This is a genomic window from Actinacidiphila yanglinensis (genome assembly GCF_900107965.1).
Lineage (GTDB): Bacteria > Actinomycetota > Actinomycetes > Streptomycetales > Streptomycetaceae > Actinacidiphila > Actinacidiphila yanglinensis.
Genome location: NZ_FNVU01000022.1, coordinates 62,003 through 81,393, shown reverse-complemented (window position 1 = coordinate 81,393; position 19,391 = coordinate 62,003). Strand labels below are relative to the sequence as shown.

General features: G+C 74.2%; 18 protein-coding genes and 1 pseudogene. 8 read left to right on the top strand and 11 right to left on the bottom strand.

Features of this window, described 5'->3' with window-relative positions; translation table 11 throughout:
• Positions 1 to 69: 69 nt before the first annotated feature.
• Positions 70 to 690 carry a PadR family transcriptional regulator gene (locus C4U44_RS34135; protein ID WP_103889978.1) on the top strand — a complete coding sequence of 207 codons (621 nt, stop codon included), beginning with the start codon at positions 70 to 72 and terminating at the stop codon, positions 688 to 690.
• A gap of 36 nt (positions 691 to 726) precedes the next feature.
• Here the strand turns inward: C4U44_RS34135 and C4U44_RS34130 are convergent, their stop codons facing one another.
• Entirely contained in the window at positions 727 to 939 is a 213-nt protein-coding gene (locus tag C4U44_RS34130; protein ID WP_103889977.1) for a hypothetical protein, read from the bottom strand.
• A 456-nt stretch (positions 940 to 1,395) separates the two neighbouring features.
• Between C4U44_RS34130 and C4U44_RS34125 the strand changes: the two genes are divergently transcribed.
• Positions 1,396 to 2,532 (top strand): MFS transporter, encoded by a 1,137-nt coding sequence (locus C4U44_RS34125; RefSeq protein ID WP_103890034.1) that lies wholly within the window; start codon positions 1,396 to 1,398, stop codon positions 2,530 to 2,532.
• 78 nt (positions 2,533 to 2,610) lie between these two features.
• Here C4U44_RS34125 and C4U44_RS34120 read toward each other — a convergent pair whose 3' ends face one another.
• Entirely contained in the window at positions 2,611 to 3,354 is a 744-nt protein-coding gene (locus C4U44_RS34120) for a polysaccharide deacetylase family protein (protein ID WP_103889976.1), read from the bottom strand.
• Positions 3,351 to 4,706 (bottom strand): MGDG synthase family glycosyltransferase, encoded by a 1,356-nt coding sequence (locus C4U44_RS34115; protein ID WP_322973719.1) that lies wholly within the window; start codon positions 4,704 to 4,706, stop codon positions 3,351 to 3,353. Before C4U44_RS34115 ends, C4U44_RS34120 begins: the two co-directional genes overlap by 4 nt.
• A 389-nt stretch (positions 4,707 to 5,095) precedes the next feature.
• Between C4U44_RS34115 and C4U44_RS34110 the strand changes: the two genes are divergently transcribed.
• The 3 genes from C4U44_RS34110 (at position 5,096) to C4U44_RS34100 (ending at position 7,348) form a co-directional block, all read left to right on the top strand.
• A complete protein-coding gene (locus tag C4U44_RS34110) occupies positions 5,096 to 5,665 on the top strand; it encodes a hypothetical protein (protein WP_103889975.1) in 570 nt (189 codons plus the stop codon).
• A gap of 229 nt (positions 5,666 to 5,894) precedes the next feature.
• Positions 5,895 to 6,287, top strand: a complete 393-nt coding sequence (locus C4U44_RS34105; RefSeq protein ID WP_103889974.1) for a hypothetical protein — start codon at positions 5,895 to 5,897, stop codon at positions 6,285 to 6,287.
• Positions 6,288 to 6,505: 218 nt separating this feature from the next.
• Positions 6,506 to 7,348 (top strand): aminoglycoside phosphotransferase, encoded by an 843-nt coding sequence (locus C4U44_RS34100; RefSeq protein ID WP_103889973.1) that lies wholly within the window; start codon positions 6,506 to 6,508, stop codon positions 7,346 to 7,348.
• A 92-nt stretch (positions 7,349 to 7,440) separates the two neighbouring features.
• Here C4U44_RS34100 and C4U44_RS34095 read toward each other — a convergent pair whose 3' ends face one another.
• Positions 7,441 to 7,923, bottom strand: a complete 483-nt coding sequence (locus tag C4U44_RS34095; protein WP_235032568.1) for a MarR family winged helix-turn-helix transcriptional regulator — start codon at positions 7,921 to 7,923, stop codon at positions 7,441 to 7,443.
• An 89-nt stretch (positions 7,924 to 8,012) separates the two neighbouring features.
• Here C4U44_RS34095 and C4U44_RS34090 point away from each other — a divergent pair, with 89 nt between their 5' ends.
• Together C4U44_RS34090 and C4U44_RS34085 are read left to right on the top strand one after the other, a co-directional pair.
• Complete coding sequence (locus tag C4U44_RS34090) at positions 8,013 to 8,897, top strand: alpha/beta fold hydrolase (RefSeq protein ID WP_103889972.1); 885 nt, start codon at positions 8,013 to 8,015, stop codon at positions 8,895 to 8,897.
• A 145-nt stretch (positions 8,898 to 9,042) separates the two neighbouring features.
• Positions 9,043 to 9,546, top strand: coding sequence for a DinB family protein (locus C4U44_RS34085; protein WP_103889971.1), 504 nt, complete (start codon positions 9,043 to 9,045; stop codon positions 9,544 to 9,546).
• Here the strand turns inward: C4U44_RS34085 and C4U44_RS42095 are convergent.
• The 3 genes and pseudogenes from C4U44_RS42095 to C4U44_RS34065 all read right to left on the bottom strand — a co-directional run.
• Positions 9,473 to 9,728 (bottom strand): annotated as a pseudogene (locus C4U44_RS42095) (hypothetical protein); the annotation flags it as partial. The gene C4U44_RS34085 and the pseudogene C4U44_RS42095 sit on opposite strands and share 74 nt — an antisense overlap.
• Before the next feature lie 311 nt (positions 9,729 to 10,039).
• Complete coding sequence (locus C4U44_RS34070; protein ID WP_103889970.1) at positions 10,040 to 10,978, bottom strand: M56 family metallopeptidase; 939 nt, start codon at positions 10,976 to 10,978, stop codon at positions 10,040 to 10,042.
• Between the two features lie 2 nt (positions 10,979 to 10,980).
• Entirely contained in the window at positions 10,981 to 11,379 is a 399-nt protein-coding gene (locus tag C4U44_RS34065) for a BlaI/MecI/CopY family transcriptional regulator (protein WP_103889969.1), read from the bottom strand.
• 377 nt (positions 11,380 to 11,756) lie between these two features.
• On the opposite strand from C4U44_RS34065, the gene C4U44_RS34060 reads away from it, so the two are divergent.
• Positions 11,757 to 14,927 (top strand): GH92 family glycosyl hydrolase, encoded by a 3,171-nt coding sequence (locus C4U44_RS34060; RefSeq protein WP_160145168.1) that lies wholly within the window; start codon positions 11,757 to 11,759, stop codon positions 14,925 to 14,927.
• An 81-nt stretch (positions 14,928 to 15,008) separates the two neighbouring features.
• Here the strand turns inward: C4U44_RS34060 and C4U44_RS34055 are convergent, their stop codons facing one another.
• The 4 genes from C4U44_RS34055 to C4U44_RS34040 form a co-directional block, all read right to left on the bottom strand.
• Positions 15,009 to 16,583, bottom strand: a complete 1,575-nt coding sequence (locus tag C4U44_RS34055) for a hypothetical protein (protein WP_103889967.1) — start codon at positions 16,581 to 16,583, stop codon at positions 15,009 to 15,011.
• Positions 16,584 to 16,697: 114 nt separating this feature from the next.
• Positions 16,698 to 17,318 (bottom strand): 3-oxoacid CoA-transferase subunit B, encoded by a 621-nt coding sequence (locus tag C4U44_RS34050; RefSeq protein WP_200823507.1) that lies wholly within the window; start codon positions 17,316 to 17,318, stop codon positions 16,698 to 16,700.
• Positions 17,319 to 17,443: 125 nt separating this feature from the next.
• Entirely contained in the window at positions 17,444 to 18,139 is a 696-nt protein-coding gene (locus C4U44_RS34045) for a 3-oxoacid CoA-transferase subunit A (RefSeq protein ID WP_103889965.1), read from the bottom strand.
• Entirely contained in the window at positions 18,136 to 19,329 is a 1,194-nt protein-coding gene (locus C4U44_RS34040; RefSeq protein ID WP_407642932.1) for a thiolase family protein, read from the bottom strand. Before C4U44_RS34040 ends, C4U44_RS34045 begins: the two co-directional genes overlap by 4 nt.
• Positions 19,330 to 19,391: the final 62 nt, after the last annotated feature.

The window sequence follows — 19,391 nt, the reverse complement described above, 5'->3', positions numbered from 1 at the left end:
TCGCGCCTCCCTCCTCTCTTGCATTGTCACAATGTAGCGGTACGTTGTCACAACTCAGGAGGTGTGTAAATGCCACTGCACCACGCGGTGCTCGCGCTGCTGAGCGACGCCCCGGACCACGGCTACGAGCTCAAGGCCCGGTTCGAACGGACCGTGGGGCCGCAGTGGGGCGGCCTCAACATCGGGCACCTGTACCAGATCCTGGAACGCCTGGTCCGCGACGGGTACATCACGCGCTCCCAGGTCGCGCAGAGCGACCGGCCCGACAAGAACCAGTACCACCTCACCCCCGCGGGACGCGCCGAACTCCACGACTGGGCCACCAGCGCCTGGGTGCGCACCGGCGGCTACCGCGACGAGCTCTTCCTCAAGCTCTTCGGTGCCGCGTCCCTGGGCACGGAGGCGCTGAGCGCGCTCGTCGAGGCACAACGCACCACCTACCTCTCGGAGATCGGCGGCCTCGCCCGGCTCCGCCGCACCCACACCGACGACCCGCTGGTGTCCCTGCTGATCGACGCGGCGATCGCCCACACCAAGGCCGACCTCGCGCTCGTCGACTCCGCCACCGACCGCCTCGCGCCGGTCACGGGAGCCGCCGCCACCGCCGCCCCGACGGCCGCCCGGCAGCGGGAGCCCGACCACGCGGGCGACCCCGGGGACGAGGCGGGGGCCCGGCGGCGCTCCGTGTGAGACGGCCGGGCGGCCGGGGCCGAGGGAGGCGCCGCGTCAGACCCGTCCGAGGGCGTACAGCGCGGTGGCACCCACGAGCAGGGCGACGGCCAGGGCGACCAGGGTCCCCATCCGGCCGAGCTGGTGGCGCACCTGCCGGCTGAGCAGCACCGCGGCCACCGCGAGGCAGGCCAGCGGGACGAGGACCTGGAGAGTCTCCTCGGCCCGCGTGGCGATCAGGGCGAGCAGCCGTGGGACCGGCACGTCCATCGCAGGCGCTCCTTCGGGCAGGACGGGCAGGACCGGAGCAACCTACTACATGATGTAGAAATCAGGTCAACCGCGAGACCGCCCACCCCTTGCCGACCCGCGCGCCCGACCCGCGCCTCCCCGACCCGCGCCACCCGGCCCCGGCCGTCCGTCCCGCCCAGGGCCCCGCACACCGGCGGCCCGACCTCGGCGGCCGTTTCCTCCGCCGACCATAACGTCTACAGTCGCGTAGACGATACGACGTGGTGAGGCGGTGTTCCGCATGGATGCGTTCCGGCGCCGGCGGCCAGGGACGAGGACCGCGGCCCGGGCGGTGTCCGGCACGCCGGCGGCCGTCCGCGCCGTGCGCGCGCGGACCGCGGCCCCGGCGGTCCGGCCGTGACCGCCGCGGGCGCGGCGGCACGCGCCGAACCGCCGGTGGCGGAGCCCGCGGGGACCGCCCCGCCGAAGCGGCAGTTGTGGCCGCTGTACGCGGCGGGGTTCACCACCGCCTTCGGCGCGCACGGCATCGCCGCCAACCTCGGGGCCCACGGCCGGGGCGCGGTCGGCTCGCTGCTGGTGCTCGGCGGGCTGCTGGCCCTGTACGACGGCGCCGAGGTGCTGCTCAAGCCGGTCTTCGGCACGCTGGCCGACCGGGTCGGCGCCCGCCCGGTGCTGGTCTGCGGCCTCGTCGCGTTCGCGGTCGCGTCCGGTCTCTACGCCGTCGCGGGCAGCCCGGGCTGGCTGTGGGCCGCACGGCTCGGGCAGGGTGCGGCGGCGTCCGCGTTCTCCCCGTCGGCCTCGGCCCTGGTCGCCCGCCTCCATCCGGCGGCCAAGCGCGGGCGGGCGTTCGGCAGTTACGGCTTCTACAAGTCGGTCGGCTACACCCTGGGCCCGCTGCTGGGCGGGGTGCTGGCGTGGGCGGGCGGCCTGCGCCTGCTGTTCGTCGTCCTGACGGTGCTGGGAGCCGCCGTCGCGGTGTGGGCGGCGCTCGCCGTTCCCGCCGTGCCGCCGCTGCCCAAGGCCCGGCAGACGGTGGTGGACCTGGCCCGGCGGCTGGCCGACCCGGCCTTCCTCACACCGACCGCGGCGCTGGCCGGGGCCACCGCGGCCCTGTCCGTCGGCGTCGGGTTCCTGCCCGTCTCGGGCCGGGCCGCCGGCCTCGGCACGGTGGCCACCGGCGCGGCGGTGTCGGTGCTGGCGGCCTGCGCGGCGTTGGTGCAACCCCGGGCCGGGCGCGCCCTGGACCGCGGGGACCTCGGCACGCGGTCGGGCATCACGGCGGGGCTGCTGCTCACCGCCGCCGGACTGGGCTGCGCGATGCTGCCCGGCCTCACCGGGGTGCTCCTGGGCGCGGCGCTGATCGGCGTCGGCACGGGACTGATCACCCCGCTCGGCTTCGCCGCCCTGGCCGCCACCACGCCCGCGGCCCGCCTCGGCCAGACCATGGGCGCGGCCGAACTCGGCCGCGAACTCGGCGACGCGGGCGGCCCGTTGCTCGTGGCGGTGGTCGCCTCCCTCACCACGCTCACACACGGGTACGCGGTGCTGGGCGTGCTGCTCGCGGCCGGCCCGCTGGTCGGGTACGCGCGGGGGCGGCGCGCGACGGGGTGAGCAGTACCGAGGACCCCGGCGCATGTGGGCCCCTCGTCACGCCGCCCGGGCCGTTCACCGTACGAGCCGCCGGCCCGTTCACCGCACGGGCAGACCCGCGACCCCGTGCTCGCGCAGGGGGCCGACCTGCCAGCCATGGTCGCGGCAGGCGTTGAGGAGGCTGGGCAGTGCGCGCAGGGTGGTGCGCCAGGAGCCCGTGGCCGAGGTGCAGTCGGAGTCGTGCAGCAGGATCGTGCCGCCGCCGCGCAGGTCCCGCAGGACCGTGTCGCGGACGGATCGGGGGGTGGCCCGCCGGCGCCAGTCCTCGCCCCAGCACGTCCACAGCACGGGCGTCAGGCCGAGGCGGCGGCAGGCCAGGTGGGCCGCGGCGGTCATCACCCCGTACGGCGGCCGGAAGAGCGTGGGGGCCCGGCCGGTGGCGGCGGCGACCGCGTCGCGTGCGCGCGCCAGGTCGTCGTAGGTGGCGCGCGGGCCGCGCAGCAGCAGCGGGCGGTGCTCCCAGCCGTGGACGCCGATCTCGTGTCCGGAGTCGGCCATGTCCCGGGCCAGTTGGGGCGCGCGGACGAGTTCCGAGCCGAGCAGGAAGAAGGTGGCGTGCAGTTCGCGGCGCTCCAGCAGGGCCAGGAAGTGCGGGGTGGAGAGCCGGTCGGGGCCGTCGTCGAAGGTCAGGGCGACATGGTCCGGGCGGCCCTGTCCCGACAGGCGCGGCATGGCCCTGGTGCGCAGCGGCCCGAAGGTGGAGACCACCGGTGCGGCCTGCAGCGCGGCGAGCGCGGGCAGGACGGCGGTCGAGGCGAGCAGGGCGGCGCGGGGGCGCGTCATGACCGGTCTCCGTGCAGGTAGTGGGCGACGGTGAAACGGGCGGGGTCGTGGTGGTAGGCGTGGGCGACGGGGGCGGCGACGCCGAGCGAGAGGGCGGCCGCCGCCGCGAGGGCGGCCGCGCCGAGGCGCAGGCGGCCCCGGCGCCGCTCCGGCCTGCGCGCCGGAGACGGGCGACGACCCGGTGCCGGCGCGGCGGGCCGGTCTCCCGCCCGCGCGGCGATGGCCGGCACCGGGCCGGGCGCGGACCGGTGCAGGGCGATGCCGGCCGCGCGCTGGGCCTCGCCGCGCTGTCCGTGCAGGAGTTGGGCGAGGACCGGCGCCAGGTCGTCGGCGCCGCGTATCCAGGCGGCCAGTCCGGCCTCCTCCAGCGCCCGGGCGTTGGTACGGCCGTGGCCGGGGATGCAGCGGTAACTGGCCACCGGCAACCCCGCGGCGAACGCCTCCAGCGAGGTCAGCCCTCCGGCGTTCTGGACCAGGACGTCGCAGGCGTGCATCAGGCCGGGCATGTCGTCGACCCAGCCGAAGGCGTGCTCGACGCCGTCCTGCCGCAGTCGCGCGGCCAGGGCGTCGTTGCGCCCGCACACCACCACCGGGACGGCCAGCCCCGTCGCGCGTATCTCGGCGGCGGCCTGCCGTACCGGGCCGACCCCCCACGACCCGGCCACCATCAGCGCCAGCGGGCCGCGTTCGGGGAGCCCGAACCTCGCGCGGGCCCCGGACCGCTGTCCGGCGGCGGCCGGGGTGAAGCGCGGGTCGGCGACGGGTCCGGCGACGGTGACGGCGGCGGCGCCCTGGGCGTGGGCCTGGGCGGCGGGCACGGCGTGCACGGCCAGGTGGGCGTCGATCCCCGCGGCCACCCACAGGGCGTGGACGGAGAAGTCCGTGAGATACGTCAGCGCGGGCACCGCCAGCGCGCCGCGCCGGCGCAGCGCGCCGAGGACCTGGCTGGCGCCCGGGTAGGTCGAGACGACCGCGCGGGTGTCCGGCGGGAGGTCGCGCAGCAGCCGCCGTCCGGCGCTGCGGAAGAGCGCCCGCCACACCCGACCGGGCCGGGACCGGTCGGTGGTCCGGTAGAGGTGCTGGTAGCCCTCCGGCGCCCAGGTCAGCAGCCGGTGGTACCCGCCGCACAGCAGCCGGCCCGCGCCCGCTGGCAGCAGGTCCAGGAAGTCCCGCCGGTCCACCAGGTACCCGTGGGCGCGCAGCCGTTCGGCCAGCCCCGCGGCCGCGCCGTCGTGGCCGGCGCCGACGCTCGCGGAGACGACGACGATCCGCCCCGGGCCGCCGCCCTCGCGGCGGTCGCCGGGCGGCGCGGGTGCCGGGAGCGGTGGCAGCGGGTCGGGGCGTTCGGGCACGGTCGATCAGCCTCCTGGCAGCGACGGGGACGGCCGGGCATGCCCGGGCCGGGGCTTACCGGCGCACACGGAGGTCAGGCAGGACCGAGGGCTCGCATACGGCAGCGCCGACGCCGAAACTACTACATGATGTAGAAATAAGGGAACGGGCGATCGGGAATCGCGCGACCGGGGCTCCGACCGGCGCCGAGGAGGTGGATCGCGTGCGGGCACAATCTACTACGACATGTAGAAACCATGGCGGGCGCACGGACGCGCGCGAGGGAGGACCGTCGATGAGGCCAGGCCCCACGAGCCCAACCGGCCCGGCCGGGACCGGCCACGCGCCGCACCCGAGGGCATCGACACCCCGCTCCCGGCCCGCCGGAGCCCGCCCGGGCCGAACGCCGGTGAGCCACCCCTGCCCCGCCGACGCCGCCCGCCCGCCGTCCTTCTCCCCCGCGGACCGGATGCTCCGCGGCGTCGCGTGCGTCCTCCTGGCCCTGGTGCCCGCCGGCTACCTCGCCGTCGCGGCCGACCAGAGCCACAACGTGGCCGCGGCACGCGAGATCGACGCCGAGCAGGCCGGGCTCGTCGACGGCGTCCCCTCGGCCACCCAACAGGCCGTCTACCAGACACCGGTACCGGCCGGGAGCGGCGGCGCGGCGTTCTTCGAGGCCAACACGTGGGCGGAGGACACCCTGTACGTACGCTTCACCACCACGCGGGCCGGGCTCGCCGCCTTCCTCCGCGGGCTCGGCGCCGGACCGGCGGACCTGCGCACCGGGCGGCGCGCGGTGTCGGTTCCCGCCGCTGCAGCCCCGAAGGTCCCCTGGACCTTCCCACCCGGCCACCGCTGGGCGGGGATGACGCTGGCCGGGCGCGGCCCGCGGCCCTCCCACCGGATCACCGTGAACCTCGACGATCCCGACCGGCCCGTGGTGTTCGTGATGTCCGTCATCAGCTTCGGCTCCCGCTGAGCGGACGGACCCAGGGCGGGGTCGTGGTGGTACGCGTGGGCGACGGGGGCGTCGGCGGTGACCGCTGCGAGTGAAGGAACGCCGGACATGCAGCCGGGCTGCACGAACAGGCGTTCCATGACTCATTGTGGCGGTTAGGCACGGTCGACGTCGGGCGGGCGACTGAACGACCATCTGATGTGCATGACAGGGCCACAACACTGTGGTCTGTCCATCATCAGGAGGAAGCATGCGGAAGAGGGTGGGGGCCGCGGTCATCGCGGTGCTTTCGGTGGGGGGTCTGCTTCTGGGGACCGGGTCTGCGCAGGCCGCCGGGAAAGACATCCCGACTACCTGGGTGATCGGTCCGTACGGCTATGAAGGCCACGCGTACTTCAACACCGTGGGTGACGACCTCTGGGTGTGCGACGACTACGACGGGGACAGCTACGGGGTCAGCGCATACCTCTACGACGACACCACCGGGACGAGGCTCGAGTCGGTCTACGACGGCGTCCCTGAGACGCAATGCGTTTCGAGCAACAAGAACCTCGATGAAGGAATCCGCGTGTACATCCGGGTATGCCTGCAGAGGGAAAAAGTCGACGAGGTCTGCGCCGATTCGACGTTGGGCACGACCTGACCCAGCCGCCTCCCCGCCTCCCTGACCGGCAGTTGCCGTAGGTGGGGCCGGGGAATGCGGACGAGGGAGGCGGGTGGGGAGTTCTCCCCCGCCTCCCCCGTACCCCCTGCGCCTCGGCGCGGTCGCCGCGCCGTTCCTGCCGGATCGCCGGCCGACGGTACGACAGGGCGGGCGGAAAACGGGAGGAGCGGCCAGGGCGGTGACGGCAGGATGGCCGCGTGACCGAGCAGCCGAGCAGCGCCCAGCCGCCCCGTACCGTCCTCGACGCCTTCGGCGTGGACGGCATCCCCGTCCCCCTGGCCGGCGGGCAGGGACGCAGCGTCCTCGTCGGCGGGTACGTGTTCAAGCCCGTCGAGGGGGCCGAGGAGGAGGCCGCGTGGGCCGCCTCCCTGTTCGAGCAGGTGGCGACGGGCGGCGGCTTCCGGATTCCCGTCCCGCGCCGGACCGTTGACGGCCGAAGCGTCGTGGCCGGGTGGACGGCAAGCGAGTTCCTGGCCGGCGAGCCCGGCCCGGCGGGGCACTGGGCCGACGTGCTCAGCGCCGGCCGCGCGTTCCACGCCGCCCTGCGGGGGCATCCCCGGCCCGCCTTCCTCCAGCGGCGTACGCATCCGTGGGCAGTGGCCGACCGGGTGGCGTGGGGCGAGGAGGACGTCGAGGTGATCGGGGAACTCGTCGCACCGTTCCGGACCCTGACGCATTGCAGACGCCCCGTGCCGCAGGATGCGGCTCAGCTCGTCCACGGCGACCTCACGGGCAACGTGCTCTTCGCCGCGGTCGAGCCGCCCGCCGTCATCGACTTCTCGCCGTACTGGCGGCCGCCCCTGTTCGCCGAGGCCGTCGTGGTCGCCGACGGTCTGCTGTGGCACGACCTCCCGTCCGGCCTGCTGGACGGCGCCGCCGATCACGCCGACTGGCAGCAGATGCTGCTCCGCGCACTGATCTTCCGGCTCGTCGCGCACAGCGAGAGCGCGGGGCGGTCGGGGCGGATCCGGCCCGGCGAGGCGGACCGGTACGCAGGAGCGACCGAGGTCGTGGTGAGGAGGGCGTCGCAACAGCCGTAACCCGGTCTCCCGGATCACACCGCCGGAGCGCGGGCCCGGGGTGCGGTCGGCCGTTGATGGTGTCCACGACCTCGTCGCGGCGCGGCCCGCCGTCAGGTGGTCTCGCCGAGATCCTCGTTGAGCCGGGCCGCGGCGTCCACGCTCGACGGCCGATGCGCGACGAGGCGGGCCAGGTGCGCTTCCAGCGAGGCGAGTTGCCCGGGTCCCATCTGCGCCGCCCAGCGTTCGCGCACCTCGTCGAAGAGCGAGGCGCCGAGCGCCATCATGTCGTGGCCGCGGTCGGTGACCCGCAGCCGCTTGAGGCGGGCGTCGAGCGAGTCCGGCTCGCGCCGGAGGTATCCGAGCTTCTCCAGGGCGGTGATCGTCTTGGCGGCGCCCTGCTTGGAGACCGAGAGCCGGCGGCCGAGTTCCGAGGCGGTGTCCGCCCCCTCGTCGATGGCGCGCAGGGCGAACTCGTGCGAGGCGCGCACGCCCTCGTGGCCGCGGTGCGCCAGCTCGCCGTGCACGTCGTCGACCATCGACTGGAAGCCGCCGAGCAGCAGCAGCGCGAGTTCGGCGCCCTGGGAACGTGCCATGGGGCGAGCATACGAGACGCGCGGAGTAGACAACCCCGTTGTCGATTCATAGAATGACAACCTTGTTGTCGATCGGATCGAGGGGAACGATGGACTCCACCACGGGCGGCGCGACCATCCCGGGCGTCGCACACCACCACGTCGGCGTGAACGGGACCACGCTGCACTACGTCTCGGCCGGAACCACCGGCTCCCCGGTCCTGCTGGTGCACGGCTTCCCCGAGACCTGGTGGGTCTTCCACCACCTGATCCCGCTGCTCAGCGCGCACCACCGCGTGTTCGCCGCCGACCTCCGCGGCTTCGGCGACTCCGCCACCGCGACCGGCGCGCACGACAGCGTGACCGCGGCGCAGGACCTGACCGAGCTGATCGCACTCCTCGACGTGGGTCCCGTGCACCTCACGGGCCAGGACATCAGCGGCCCGACCACGTTCCGCGTCGTCGCCGACCGCCCCGACCTCGTGCGCAGTTACGCGGCGATCGAGACCGGCCTGCCCGGCTTCGGCGCCGAGTCGCTCGCGGACGTCACCCGCGGCGGCGTCTGGCACATCGGCGTACTCGCCGCCCCGGGCATCCCCGAAATGCTGCTCGCCGGACGGGAACGGGCCTTCCTCGCGGAGTACGCGATCCCGTCGCTCTGCGCGACCCCCGACGCGTTCACCGCCGGGGACATCGACGAACTCGCCCGCTCCTACGCGCGACCCGACGCCTTCAAGGGCGCGGCCGGGCTGTACCGATCGCTGCTGCGCGACGGCGAGGAGATCCGCCGGCTGGCCGCCCCGAAACTCACCACCCCCGTCCTCGCCGTCGGCGGCAGATCGGGTGAGTTCACCCCGGCGACCATGCGCCAGGTCGCCGAGGACGTCAGCACCCTCTCCCTCGACGGCATCGGCCACTACGCGGCGATGGAAGCCCCCACCCGACTCGCGACCGGCCTGCGGGCCTTCTACGCGAAACTCGACACCCCGCGCTGACGCCCGGCGGCCTGCCCGGCGGATCGTGCCGGGCGGCCCACCGGCGCCGAACGGCTGGAGCACCCCACAAGGAGCTGAGTCGAGCAGGTTGGGCCCGTCGTAAATGCCTCGACACCGGTCGCGGCGATCGGGGACGCTTCGCGCGATGACACGAATCGACGACACACCGTCCGCGTGGGACGAGCGCACCCAGCTCACCACGTTCCTCGACTACGCACGGGACACCGCCCGCGCCAAGTGCGAGGGCGTCTCCGCGGAGAACGCCCGCAAGGCGCTCCTGCCGGGCTCACCGCTGATGACCATGAGCGGACTGATCAACCATCTCCGCTGGGTCGAGTACTACTGGTTCCAAGTGGTCTTCCTCGGCGAGGAAGACCGGGCCCCCATGACGGATGAGGACCCGGACCGCGAGATGCGTGTCGCCGTCGAGTTCCCGCTCACGCGGTTGCTCGACGAATACGCCGAACAGAGCGCCCGCTACCGCGAACTGGCCGCCGGGAACGACCTGGCCAAGCGGGCCGAGGGAACCATCCGCAACGGCCTCCACGTCGACCTTCGCTGGATCCTCCTCCACCTCACCGAGGAGACCGCCCGCCACAACGGCCACCTGGACATTCTGCGCGAGATGCTCGACGGCACAACCAGCTGACGGTGCCGTGGAAGATGCAGCCGCGCTTGTCGAACCTCCCGGCCACGGCCGGGGAGTTCCTCAACGCGTTGATCGTCCGCTCGACTTCGTTCCTGCGCCTGCGGATCGTCTTGTCGAAGCCAGCGGGCCGGCCGGCCCTTGCCGCCTCTTCGTCGACGGTCGGCCCGCTGGCTCCTCGGTTCGCAACTTCTCGCGGTCCCGGGGCCGGTCACGGCCGAAGAGGCCCAGGCGCTGGTCGCGTGTTTCGGGCCGGACGGCTGCTACGGCCTCGCCTGGACGCTCTTACACCTCGAGACCGGGCCGAACCCCGTCCCGAAGACCGTCCCCCGGGCCGGGCGCCAACGCATGGCATCAGCGCCTCTTCGGCCGCGCCGTGTGCGGGGGACTCATCCCGGAGCCCTGACGAGCGAGCACCGCGAGGTGCCCACGAGTCAGCGCACTCCCGGCCAACCACGCCCGGCCGCGTCGGAGTTCCTCCGGCAACCGACCGGCCTCAGCGCGCACCCCCCTGCGCCGTCGCCACGGCACGCGCATGTATCGCCGCCTCGAACAGCCGCTCCGTGTCGTGCGCCGTGATCGCCAGGCTGACGCAGCACGCCACCATCAGCGCCCCGAACGCCGCGGCCGCCGCGTCGCGGCGCGGGATCGGCGGGGCCAGCAGGGCCCGCACCCGCTGCGGCACCGGCCCGCCCGTCGCCGCCAGCGCGGCCTTCCCGGCCCGGCTCGAGACCAGCGCGGCCCGCGCGATCGCCCGGGCCACCAGCGGCCGGTCGGCCACCACGGCGCCGGCCTCCTCGTCCGCCCACCGCTCGACGGCGAACGCCCCCGCCCGCTCCAGCGGCCGCAGCAACGGGTCGACCACCGCCGCCAGGTGCAGGATCAGCGAGAACAGGTGGTGCCGGTGGCGCAGATGCGCGCGCTCGTGGGCGAGCAGCGCCCGCCGCTCGCCGGCGTCGAGCACCCGCAGCATCCCGGACGAGACCACGACCCGCCCCGGCAGGCCGAGCACGGCGAACGCCGCCGGCACCGGATCGTCGACCACGGCCAGGTCTCCCCCGGCCGCCAGTTCGCGGCACTCCCGCCACGCGCCCACCAGGGCCCGGCCCCGCCGCCAGGACGCCACCGTCACGCTGACCACCACGACCAGCACCGCCCCCGCGCACCCCGCGGCGAACTCCCGGTCCACCGGGTCCTCGGCCGCCAGGACCCGCGCCGACCACGGCCCCTGCGCCGCCACCAGCGGCAGTTGGCCGACCGCGGTGAAGGCCAGCATCGCCAGCTCCGCCACCCAGGTGCCCGCCGCCACCACCGCGGCACACGTCATCGCCCAGGCTCCCGCGTGCGGCGGCATCCGACGCCCCGCCCACGGGGCCACCACCGCGAGGACCGCGCTCACCAGCAGCGGCAGGTACATCGGCGCGGGCCAGAACACGGCTACGCCGGGCCGGACGGCCGGTGGCGCTGCTCGTCCTGCAGCAGCCGCTCCAGCAGGTGCTCGTCCTCCGCGGACAGCTCCGACACGAAACGGGCCAGTACCGCCCCGCGGTCCCCGCCGTCGTCCAGCAGCGAGTGCATACCCGCGGCCACGACACCGGCCCGGTCGTCCACGGGCGCGTAGACATGCCCGCGGCCCTCGCGCCGCCGCGTCACCAGGCCCTTCTCGCACAGCCGGGTCAGGATCGTCAGCACCGTCGTGTAGGCGGTACCGGGCACGCTCTCCTGGACGGCGGCGGCTGCCACCGGCCCGCCGGCCGCCCACAGCGCGGCCAGCACCTCGCCCTCCAACTCCCCCCGGGCCCGCCGCCGGGTGCCCCGGTCGTTCCGCTCCGCCACCCGGCACCTCCTCGTCTCCCACCGGCAGGGATCTCGCCGCCCCCCGCCAAACTACTACGAGTCGTAGGACCAAAGCCACGCCGGGCCCGCGCAGACGCCACGCCGGGCCACCGCGGGCCACACCGAACCCGCGCCCCGGTCGCACCGAGGCCGCGCCGCCCGAGCCTCCCCCGCAGCCACACCGGGCCCACACCGAAGCCACCCCCGGGATCCGCAGGTCATGACCCTTGCCTTGGACGTTCCCGTGGCAGTAGGTTCCCCCAAGCTGCGTGACAACGATGTCAAACGAGCACCGAGCGCAGCACGCCGGGAGGGGCACCATGCGGCGACGGAATCTCCACCTTCGTCCTCTTCGATTCATCGTCACGGCAGCGCTCGTGATCACCGGCCTGTCGGCCGTTCCCGCCGCCGCGTCGGCGGCCTCCGCACCGGCCGATCCGGCCGCCCTGGTCGCGCCGCTGGCCGGCACCGCGGCCGGCGGCGGCACGTATCCCGGCGCCACGCTCCCGTTCGGCATGGTGCAGTTCAGCCCGAACACCGAGTCGGCCGAGGGCGGTGGCTACGAGTACGCGAACCCGAAGACCTGGGGGTTCGGGCTCAACCACCTGTCCGGGCCGGGGTGCGCCGCGATGGGCGACGTGACGTCCCTGCCGCTGACCGGCGGCGTGACGTCGCTGGACCCGCACGCGAACGAGGTCACCTTCGACCACGCCACCGAGGACGCGCACCCGGGTTCGTACGCCGTCGACCTCGGCGGCGTGCACGCGGAACTCACCGCCACCACCCGTACCGGCTGGGCGCGTTACACCTTCCCGAGCGGCGCAGCGCCCGGCGTGCTCGTGAGCCCGGGCGGCGGCTTCCGCGGCGCGTCCGCCGCGACCGTCCAGGTCGTCGGGGACCACACGGTCGAGGGGTCCGTCAGCACCTACGGGTACTTCAACACCTGCCCGTCCAAGAGCTACAACAAGTACACCGTCTACTTCTCGATGCAGTTCGACCATCCGTTCACCTCCTTCGCCACCGGCAGCGGCACCGGCGTCAGGACCGGGCAGGCGTCGGCCACCGGGACGGGCAGCGGTGCCTACCTCTCGTTCGGCAGCGACGACGTCACCTCGAAGGTCGGCATCTCCTACGTCTCGCTCGACGGCGCGCGCGGCAACCTCGCCGCCGAGGGCACCAAGGGGTTCGGCTTCGACCACGTCCGCGCGGCCGCCGCCTCGCAGTGGAACGCGATGCTGTCGCGGGTCCAGGTCCAAGGCGGCAGCGCCGCGCAGCAGTCGACGTTCTACACGGCGCTGTACCACTCGCTGCTCGACCCGAACGTGTACTCCGACGCCGACGGCGCCTACACGGGCTTCGACGGGGCGGTGCACCACGAGCCGCCCGGGCAGACGCACTACACGGCGTTCTCCATGTGGGACACCTACCGCACGCAGCAACAGGTGCTCGACCTGGTCGCCCCGGAGCGCGTCGCCGCCATGGCGCACAGCCTGCTGGAGGACGCGCAGCAGAGCGGCTGGATGCCCAAGTGGCCGTACGCCCAGTACGACACGAACGAGATGGTCGGCGACCCGGCGGCGAACCTCCTCACCGACGCGTACCTCAAGGGCCTGCTGCGCCCCGGTGACGTGCGGCCGATCTACGACGCGCTGCTGAAGAACGCGACGCAGCTGCCCGACCCCGCGCAGACACCCCTGGAGGGCCGCACCGGGCTCGCCGAGTACCTCAACCAGGGCTACGTGCCGCTGGGCAGTACCGGCGACTACCCGACGGCGGCGTCCGACCAGCTCGAGTACGGCGTCAACGACTGCTCGCTGTCGCTCTACGCGAGCAAGCTCGGCGAGAAGGCCGACGCCGCCCGGTTCCTGGACCGGTCGCAGCGGTACGTCGACCTCGTCAACCCGCAGACCGGCTTCGTGCAGCCGCGGCAGGCCGACGGCTCGTGGCTCGCCCCCTTCGACCCGGCGAGCGAGAACGGGTTCAAGGAGGGCTCCGCCTGGCAGTACACCTGGCTGGCCCCCCAGGACGTGACGGGGCTGGCGAACGCGCTCGGCGGGGTCGGCCCGACGGTGGAGAAGCTCGACCGGTTCTTCTCGTACGACCGGCTGGCCGCGGACCCCGCGGGGGTCGCCGGCGGCACGTGGGGCGCGGAGGACCAGTACAACCCGTACAACGAGACGGACCTGCAGGCCCCGTACCTGTACAACTACCTCGGGCAGCCGTGGAAGACGCAGGACGTGGTGCGCGCGGCCGAGACCCTCTACAACACGAGCCCGACCGGCGTCACCGGCAACGACGACCTCGGCACGATGTCGAGCTGGTACGTGCTGTCGTCGCTCGGCCTGTACCCGGCGTTCGCCGGCGGGGACCAGTACACGCTGACGAGCCCGCTGTTCACCCACGCCGTGGTGCACCTGCAGCAGCCGTGGTACCAGTCCTCGCAACTGGTGATCGACGCGCCCGGCGCGTCGGCGGCCAACCGCTACATCGACGGTCTGACGGTCGACGGCAAGCCGCTGCGGACCAGCGTCATCAGCCACAGCGCGATCCGGAAGGGCGCCACGCTGCGCTTCGACCTCGGGGACCGGCCGAGCAGTTGGGCCACCGGCTCGGCCACGCCGGTCTCCGCGTGCTCGGCGACGGCTCACACCGCCGACGTGCGGATCACCGGCGTCACGTCCACGCCCGGCACCGCCGGCGCCGCGGGCACGATGACGGTGCACCTCACCAACGCCGGCAGCACCGCCGCCGATCACGTGACGATCAGCGCCAAGGCGCCCTGGCCGGTGCGCGCGACCACGCTCCCCGCGCTCGCCCCCGGCCACTCGGCGACGGCCACGCTCTCGCTCACCCCGTCCTCGGACGCGACGCCCGGCAGCTACCCGGTGACCGTGACCACCGGCTGGTCGAGCAACGGCGGCAGCGGCGGCGCACTGAACACGTTCGCCGACACCCGGTACCAGGTGGCCGCGAGCGACGTGTCGCAGCTCTTCGACACGGTGGGCACCAGCCCGGACAGCGACCGGAGCGTCGGCAACCTCGACGGCGGACACAACAGCCTGTCCAGGGACGCCCTCGCGGCGGCCGGGCTGACGCCGGGCGCCTCCGTCGCCGTCGGCGACGCCGCCCTCACCTGGCCGGCGAGCAGCGCGGGACAGGCCGACGACGTCATGGCCACCGGGCAGGCGATCCGGCCCGCGGCGCCGGGGAGCGCGGACACGCTCGCGTTCCTGGCGACCGCCGGGTCCGGCGGCCCGATCACCGCCACCGGGCAGATCGTCTACACCGACGGGACCGTCCAGCCGTACACGCTGCACGTGAGCGACTGGACGATGCACCACGACCAGGACGCGTTGCTCCCCGGCGAGACGGTCGCGGCCAAGATGTCCTACCGCAACCTGGCATCCGGCCCGCAGCAGACGAGCACCTACGTGTTCGGGGTCAGCGTGCCGGTGGACGCGTCCCGGACCGTCGCGTCGGTCGTGCTGCCCTCCGGCTACTCGGGGCGGCTGAACGTGTTCGCCATGGGGCTCGGCCCCGCGCACTGAGCGAGGAGAGCTGGAGCCGCCCCTCGCGGGAGTTGCGAGGGGCGGCCACCGGCCCGCCGGCCGGACCAGGTGCCCTCCCGGTCACGCCGAGGACAGCTGTTCGGCGATCTCCTTGACCCAGGCGGCGGTCTTCGCCGGGTCGTTGAGGGAGTTCGCCCATGCCTCGGGGGTGAGCCGCTGGTTCGCGGGCCCCGCCTTGAGGGCGACCAGGAGCGCGCGGGCCGACTCCCGCATCTCGGCCGACGTGTTGCCACTCCCGCTGACGTCGGGCCCCGCCGCCAGGGCGTAGATCCTGCGCGCCATGGCCTGGCGTTCGCCGTTCGCCACCTTCTTCCAGAACTTCAGCGCCTCCTTCAGCGCATCCTCGCGGGAGGCGGGCTCGGCCGCGGTCCCGCCCTGCGCCGCCCAGCGGTCGGGGTGGCGGGCCCCCTCGTAGCGCTTCATCCCGGCGCGGGTCCCCTTGTAGGCGGCGACGCCGAAGATGAGGCCGGCCGCGCCAGCGGCGAGGCCCCAGCCGACCGGGTTGCTGGCCAGCCCGGCCCCGCCGGCGGTCGCGGCGATCGCCGTCACCACGCCGCCCGCGGCCTTGGCGGACTCGCCGACGGCGGTGAGCGCCTGCTTGCCCATCTTGTTGCGCTGCTTGGCGAGCGCGTACGTGAGCACCGTGTTCATCGTGTTCACGTCCTCGGCGCGCTGGACGTCCCGGGCGGCGTCACGGGCGTCGCCCATCGCCGACCACGCCGCGTCGATGGCGTCGGACACCCGGTCCAGCCGGTCCGCGCCGTCGTGGTCCCAGTGGGCGTCCAGCGCGACGTACGCCTCGGCCGCGGACCATTCGGCGTTCTCCCGGGCCTGGTTGAGCCGGGTCAGGGCGCCCTCCTCGGTGCGGTCGGGCCGCTCGATCTTCTCCAGGGCACGGTACTTGCGGGCCGTCAGCCCGAAACGCCGCGCCGCGCGGGCCCCCTTCACCGCGCCGACCACGCTGGAGCCGACCCCGCTCACCTCGGTGGCCTCCATGGCGTGCGCCGCCTTCTCGGCCTTGGTCAGCTCCTTGGCGACACCGAGGGCGTAGTTTCCCGCGCTGGAGGCACTGACGACCGCCTCGGCGGTCTTGGAGGTGTACTTCTTGTGCGCCCCGTGGAAGGCCGCCCCGCTCTGGTGCTTCTTGGCGTCCTTCCTGGCCTTGGCCGCCTCGATGCCGCCGAGGGCGGCGCCGACGGTCTCCGCGACGAGGCTCTCCGAGACGGCGCCGGCGCCCGAGTCGGCGGCGGAGTGCTTGAGGCCCTCGTTGACCGTGGCGGCGGCGTGCTGGGAGAAACCCGCGTTGGCGGGTACCTGGACGCCCTTGACGAAGGTGTCGATGAACTCGAAGTTCTTCTTCAGCCGGTCCAGGATCGCGGCGATCCGGTCACGGTAACTCCGCGATCCGCCGGGCGGGTTGGCGTTCTCCGGCGCCCTGCCCCGCGGGGCGTTCCGGGCGCGCTGCACCATCGCGGTCGCGGCCCGGTTGCCGGCGCTGGACTGGACCGCGCGCATGGCGCGCTCCGCGGGGGTGCCGGAAGGGCTCGCGGCCCGGCTCCGGTCCTGGCCCCGCCGGACCGGCGTGAGGACGGGCCCGGGCCGGCGTGCCGAAGTGGGGTGGACCGGGGTGCTCATGGACGTACCTCTCCTGTGCAGGACCGGGCGAGGGGAGAGTAGCCAGGCAAGGCGAACACAGGGGGAGCAGCGGGGAAACCTTTCCCCGCGGGTGCGGCGCGCGGCCGGGCGGGGTCAGCCCGGGGCGATGCCACCGTCCAGGCGCGCGGCCAGATCGGCCGCCGTGCTGCCCCAACTCTCCTGGACGAGCGCGCCGTTCGGGGTGATCTCGAAGGTGGCGTGGTCGGTGTAGACGCGGCTGACGCAGCGGACGCCGGTGAGCGGGTAGGTGCAGGACGGCACGAGCTTGGGTGCACCGGTCCTGGTGAAGAGCTTCGTCATCACGTAGACGTCCTTCGCGCCGATCGCGAGGTCCATGGCGCCGCCGACGGCGGGGATGTCGTCGGGCCCGCCGGTGTGCCAGTTGGCGAGGTCGCCGGCGGTGCTCACCTGGAAGGCGCCGAGCACGCAGACGTCCAGGTGGCCGCCGCGCATCATCGCGAAGGAGTCGGCGTGGTGGAAGTACGCCGCGCCCGGCAGTTCGGTGACCGGCACCTTGCCGGCGTTGGTGAGGTCCGGGTCGATCGCGTCGCCGACGGCGGCCGGGCCCATGTTCAGCATGCCGTTCTCGGTGTGGAGCACGACCCCGGAATCCGCGGACAGGTGGTCGGCGATCGTGGTCGGCAGGCCGATGCCGAGGTTGACGTACGAGCCGTCGGGGATGTCGCGGGCGATCACCGCGGCGAGTTCGTCCATGGTCAACGGCCCCCGGTCCAGGTGCGCGACCGCACCGGGCGCCGCCCGCACCGCCGTGGCGGCCGTCTTCTCCGTACCGGTCGCGCCCGCCGTGTGCTCCGTGCTCGTCGTGTGCGCCGACGTGCTCATCGTGCCCCCTGGACGGTGTAGTGCCGGGCCTGGACCGGGACGATCCGGTCGACGTAGATGGAGGGGGTGACGACCGCCTCGGGGTCGAGTTCCCCGAGCGCGACGACCTCGTTCACCTGCACGACGGTGGTGGCGGCGGCCGTGGCCATGACGGGCCCGAAGTTGCGGGCGGTCCTGCGGTAGACGAGGTTGCCCATCGGGTCGGCCCGGTGCGCGGAGATGAGCGCGTAGTCGCCCCTGATCGGGTACTCCAGCACGTGCTCGCGGCCGTCGATGGTCCGCGTCTCCTTGCCCTCGGCCAGCGGCGTGCCGACCGCGGTGGGGCAGAAGAACGCGCCGATGCCCGCGCCGGCCGCCCGCATCCGCTCCGCCAGGTTGCCCTGCGGCACCACTTCGAGGTCGACCCGGCCGGACCGGTACAGCTCGTCGAAGACGTAGGAGTCGGCCTGCCGCGGGAAGGAGCAGACCACCTTCCGCACCCGCCCGGCCTTGAGCAGCCCGGCGAGGCCGACCTCGCCGTTGCCCGCGTTGTTGGACACGACGGTGAGGTCCGTGGCGCCCTGCCGGATCAGCGCGTCGAGGAGGTCGAACGGCATCCCCGCGAAGCCGAACCCGCCGACCAGGACGACGGAGCCGTCCTCGATCCCCGCGACCGCCTCGTCGCAGGTGTCCAGGACTCGGGCGCGGCTCACGCCCCGGCCTCCAGGTTCTCCAGGACGACGGCCAGCCCCTGGCCGACACCGATGCAGATGGCCGCGACGCCGTACCGCTCCCCGCGCTCGCGCAGGACACCGGCCAGGGTGCCGAGGACCCGGCCGCCGGAGGCACCGAGCGGGTGCCCGAGCGCGATCGCGCCGCCCTTGGCGTTGACCAACTCCGGGTCGCGCAGCCCCTCTTCGAGCCACGCGTCGACGCAGACCAGGGACTGCACCGCGAACGCCTCGTTGAGCTCCACCGCCCCGACCCGGTCCCAGCCGATGCCCGCCCGTTCCAGCGCCCGGCCGGCCGCCTCGACGGGGGCGTAGCCGAAGTCCTGCGGGTCGAGCGCCATCACGCCGCGGCCGGCGATCCGGGCCGTCGGCTCCCGGCCGATCGCGCCGGCCGCGCCCTCGCTGCCGAGCAGCACCGCCGAGGCGCCGTCCGTCAGCGGCGAGGCGTTCCCGGCGGTGATGGTCCCGTCGGGCCGGAAGGACGGCTTGAGGGCGGCCAGCACCTGCGGGGTGGTCGCGGGCCGGATCGTCTCGTCGCGGGTCAACGCCTCGACCGGCGTGACGAGTTCGTCGTAGAAGCCGCTCTCCCACGCCTCGTGCGCGAGCCGGTGCGAGCGGGCGGCGAACTCGTCCTGGCGTGCGCGGCTCACGCCGTACCGCTGCTGGAGCCGCTCGTTGCACTCCCCCAGCGAGAGCGTCCACTCCTGCGGCATCCGCGGGTTGACCAGCCGCCAGCCGAGGGTGGTCGACACGGCGGTCACGTCGCCGGCCGGGAATCCCTTCGCCGGTTTCGGCAGCACCCACGGCGCGCGCGTCATCGACTCCACCCCGCCGACGAGGACGATGTCGGCGTCGCCGGTCTCGATCGCCCGCGATCCGATCATCGCCGCGTCGAGGGAGGACCCGCACAGGCGGTTGACGGTCGTGCCGGGCACGCTCGTGGGCAGGCCCGCCAGCAGCGCGGCCATCCGGCCGACGTTGCGGTTCTCCTCCCCGGCGCCGTTCGCGTTGCCCCAGACCACCTCGTCGACCGCCGCCGGTTCGAGGTCGGGGGTCCGGGCGAGCAGCCCGGTGATCGCGGCGGCGGCCAGGTCGTCGGGGCGGACACCGGCCAGCCCACCGCCGAACTTCCCGAAGGGCGTGCGGTTCGCTGCGTAGAGGAAAGCGCTCACGCCCCTACGGTAGGCGGCGCCGCCCATAGGATGAAGTATCAATATCGCGGCTGATTGAGAGG

What these genes read in the sequence shown, in the direction of transcription:
- C4U44_RS34135 (WP_103889978.1), top strand. Translation starts at nt 70, where the DNA reads ATGCCACTGCACCACGCGGTGCTCGCGCTGCTGAGCGACGCCCCGGAC.
- C4U44_RS34130 (WP_103889977.1), bottom strand. Translation starts at nt 939, where the DNA reads ATGGACGTGCCGGTCCCACGGCTGCTCGCCCTGATCGCCACGCGGGCC.
- C4U44_RS34120 (WP_103889976.1), bottom strand. Translation starts at nt 3,354, where the DNA reads ATGACGCGCCCCCGCGCCGCCCTGCTCGCCTCGACCGCCGTCCTGCCC.
- C4U44_RS34105 (WP_103889974.1), top strand. Translation starts at nt 5,895, where the DNA reads ATGCGGAAGAGGGTGGGGGCCGCGGTCATCGCGGTGCTTTCGGTGGGG.
- C4U44_RS34095 (WP_235032568.1), bottom strand. Translation starts at nt 7,923, where the DNA reads ATGGCACGTTCCCAGGGCGCCGAACTCGCGCTGCTGCTGCTCGGCGGC.
- C4U44_RS34090 (WP_103889972.1), top strand. Translation starts at nt 8,013, where the DNA reads ATGGACTCCACCACGGGCGGCGCGACCATCCCGGGCGTCGCACACCAC.
- C4U44_RS34085 (WP_103889971.1), top strand. Translation starts at nt 9,043, where the DNA reads ATGACACGAATCGACGACACACCGTCCGCGTGGGACGAGCGCACCCAG.
- C4U44_RS34055 (WP_103889967.1), bottom strand. Translation starts at nt 16,583, where the DNA reads ATGAGCACCCCGGTCCACCCCACTTCGGCACGCCGGCCCGGGCCCGTC.
- C4U44_RS34050 (WP_200823507.1), bottom strand. Translation starts at nt 17,318, where the DNA reads ATGGACGAACTCGCCGCGGTGATCGCCCGCGACATCCCCGACGGCTCG.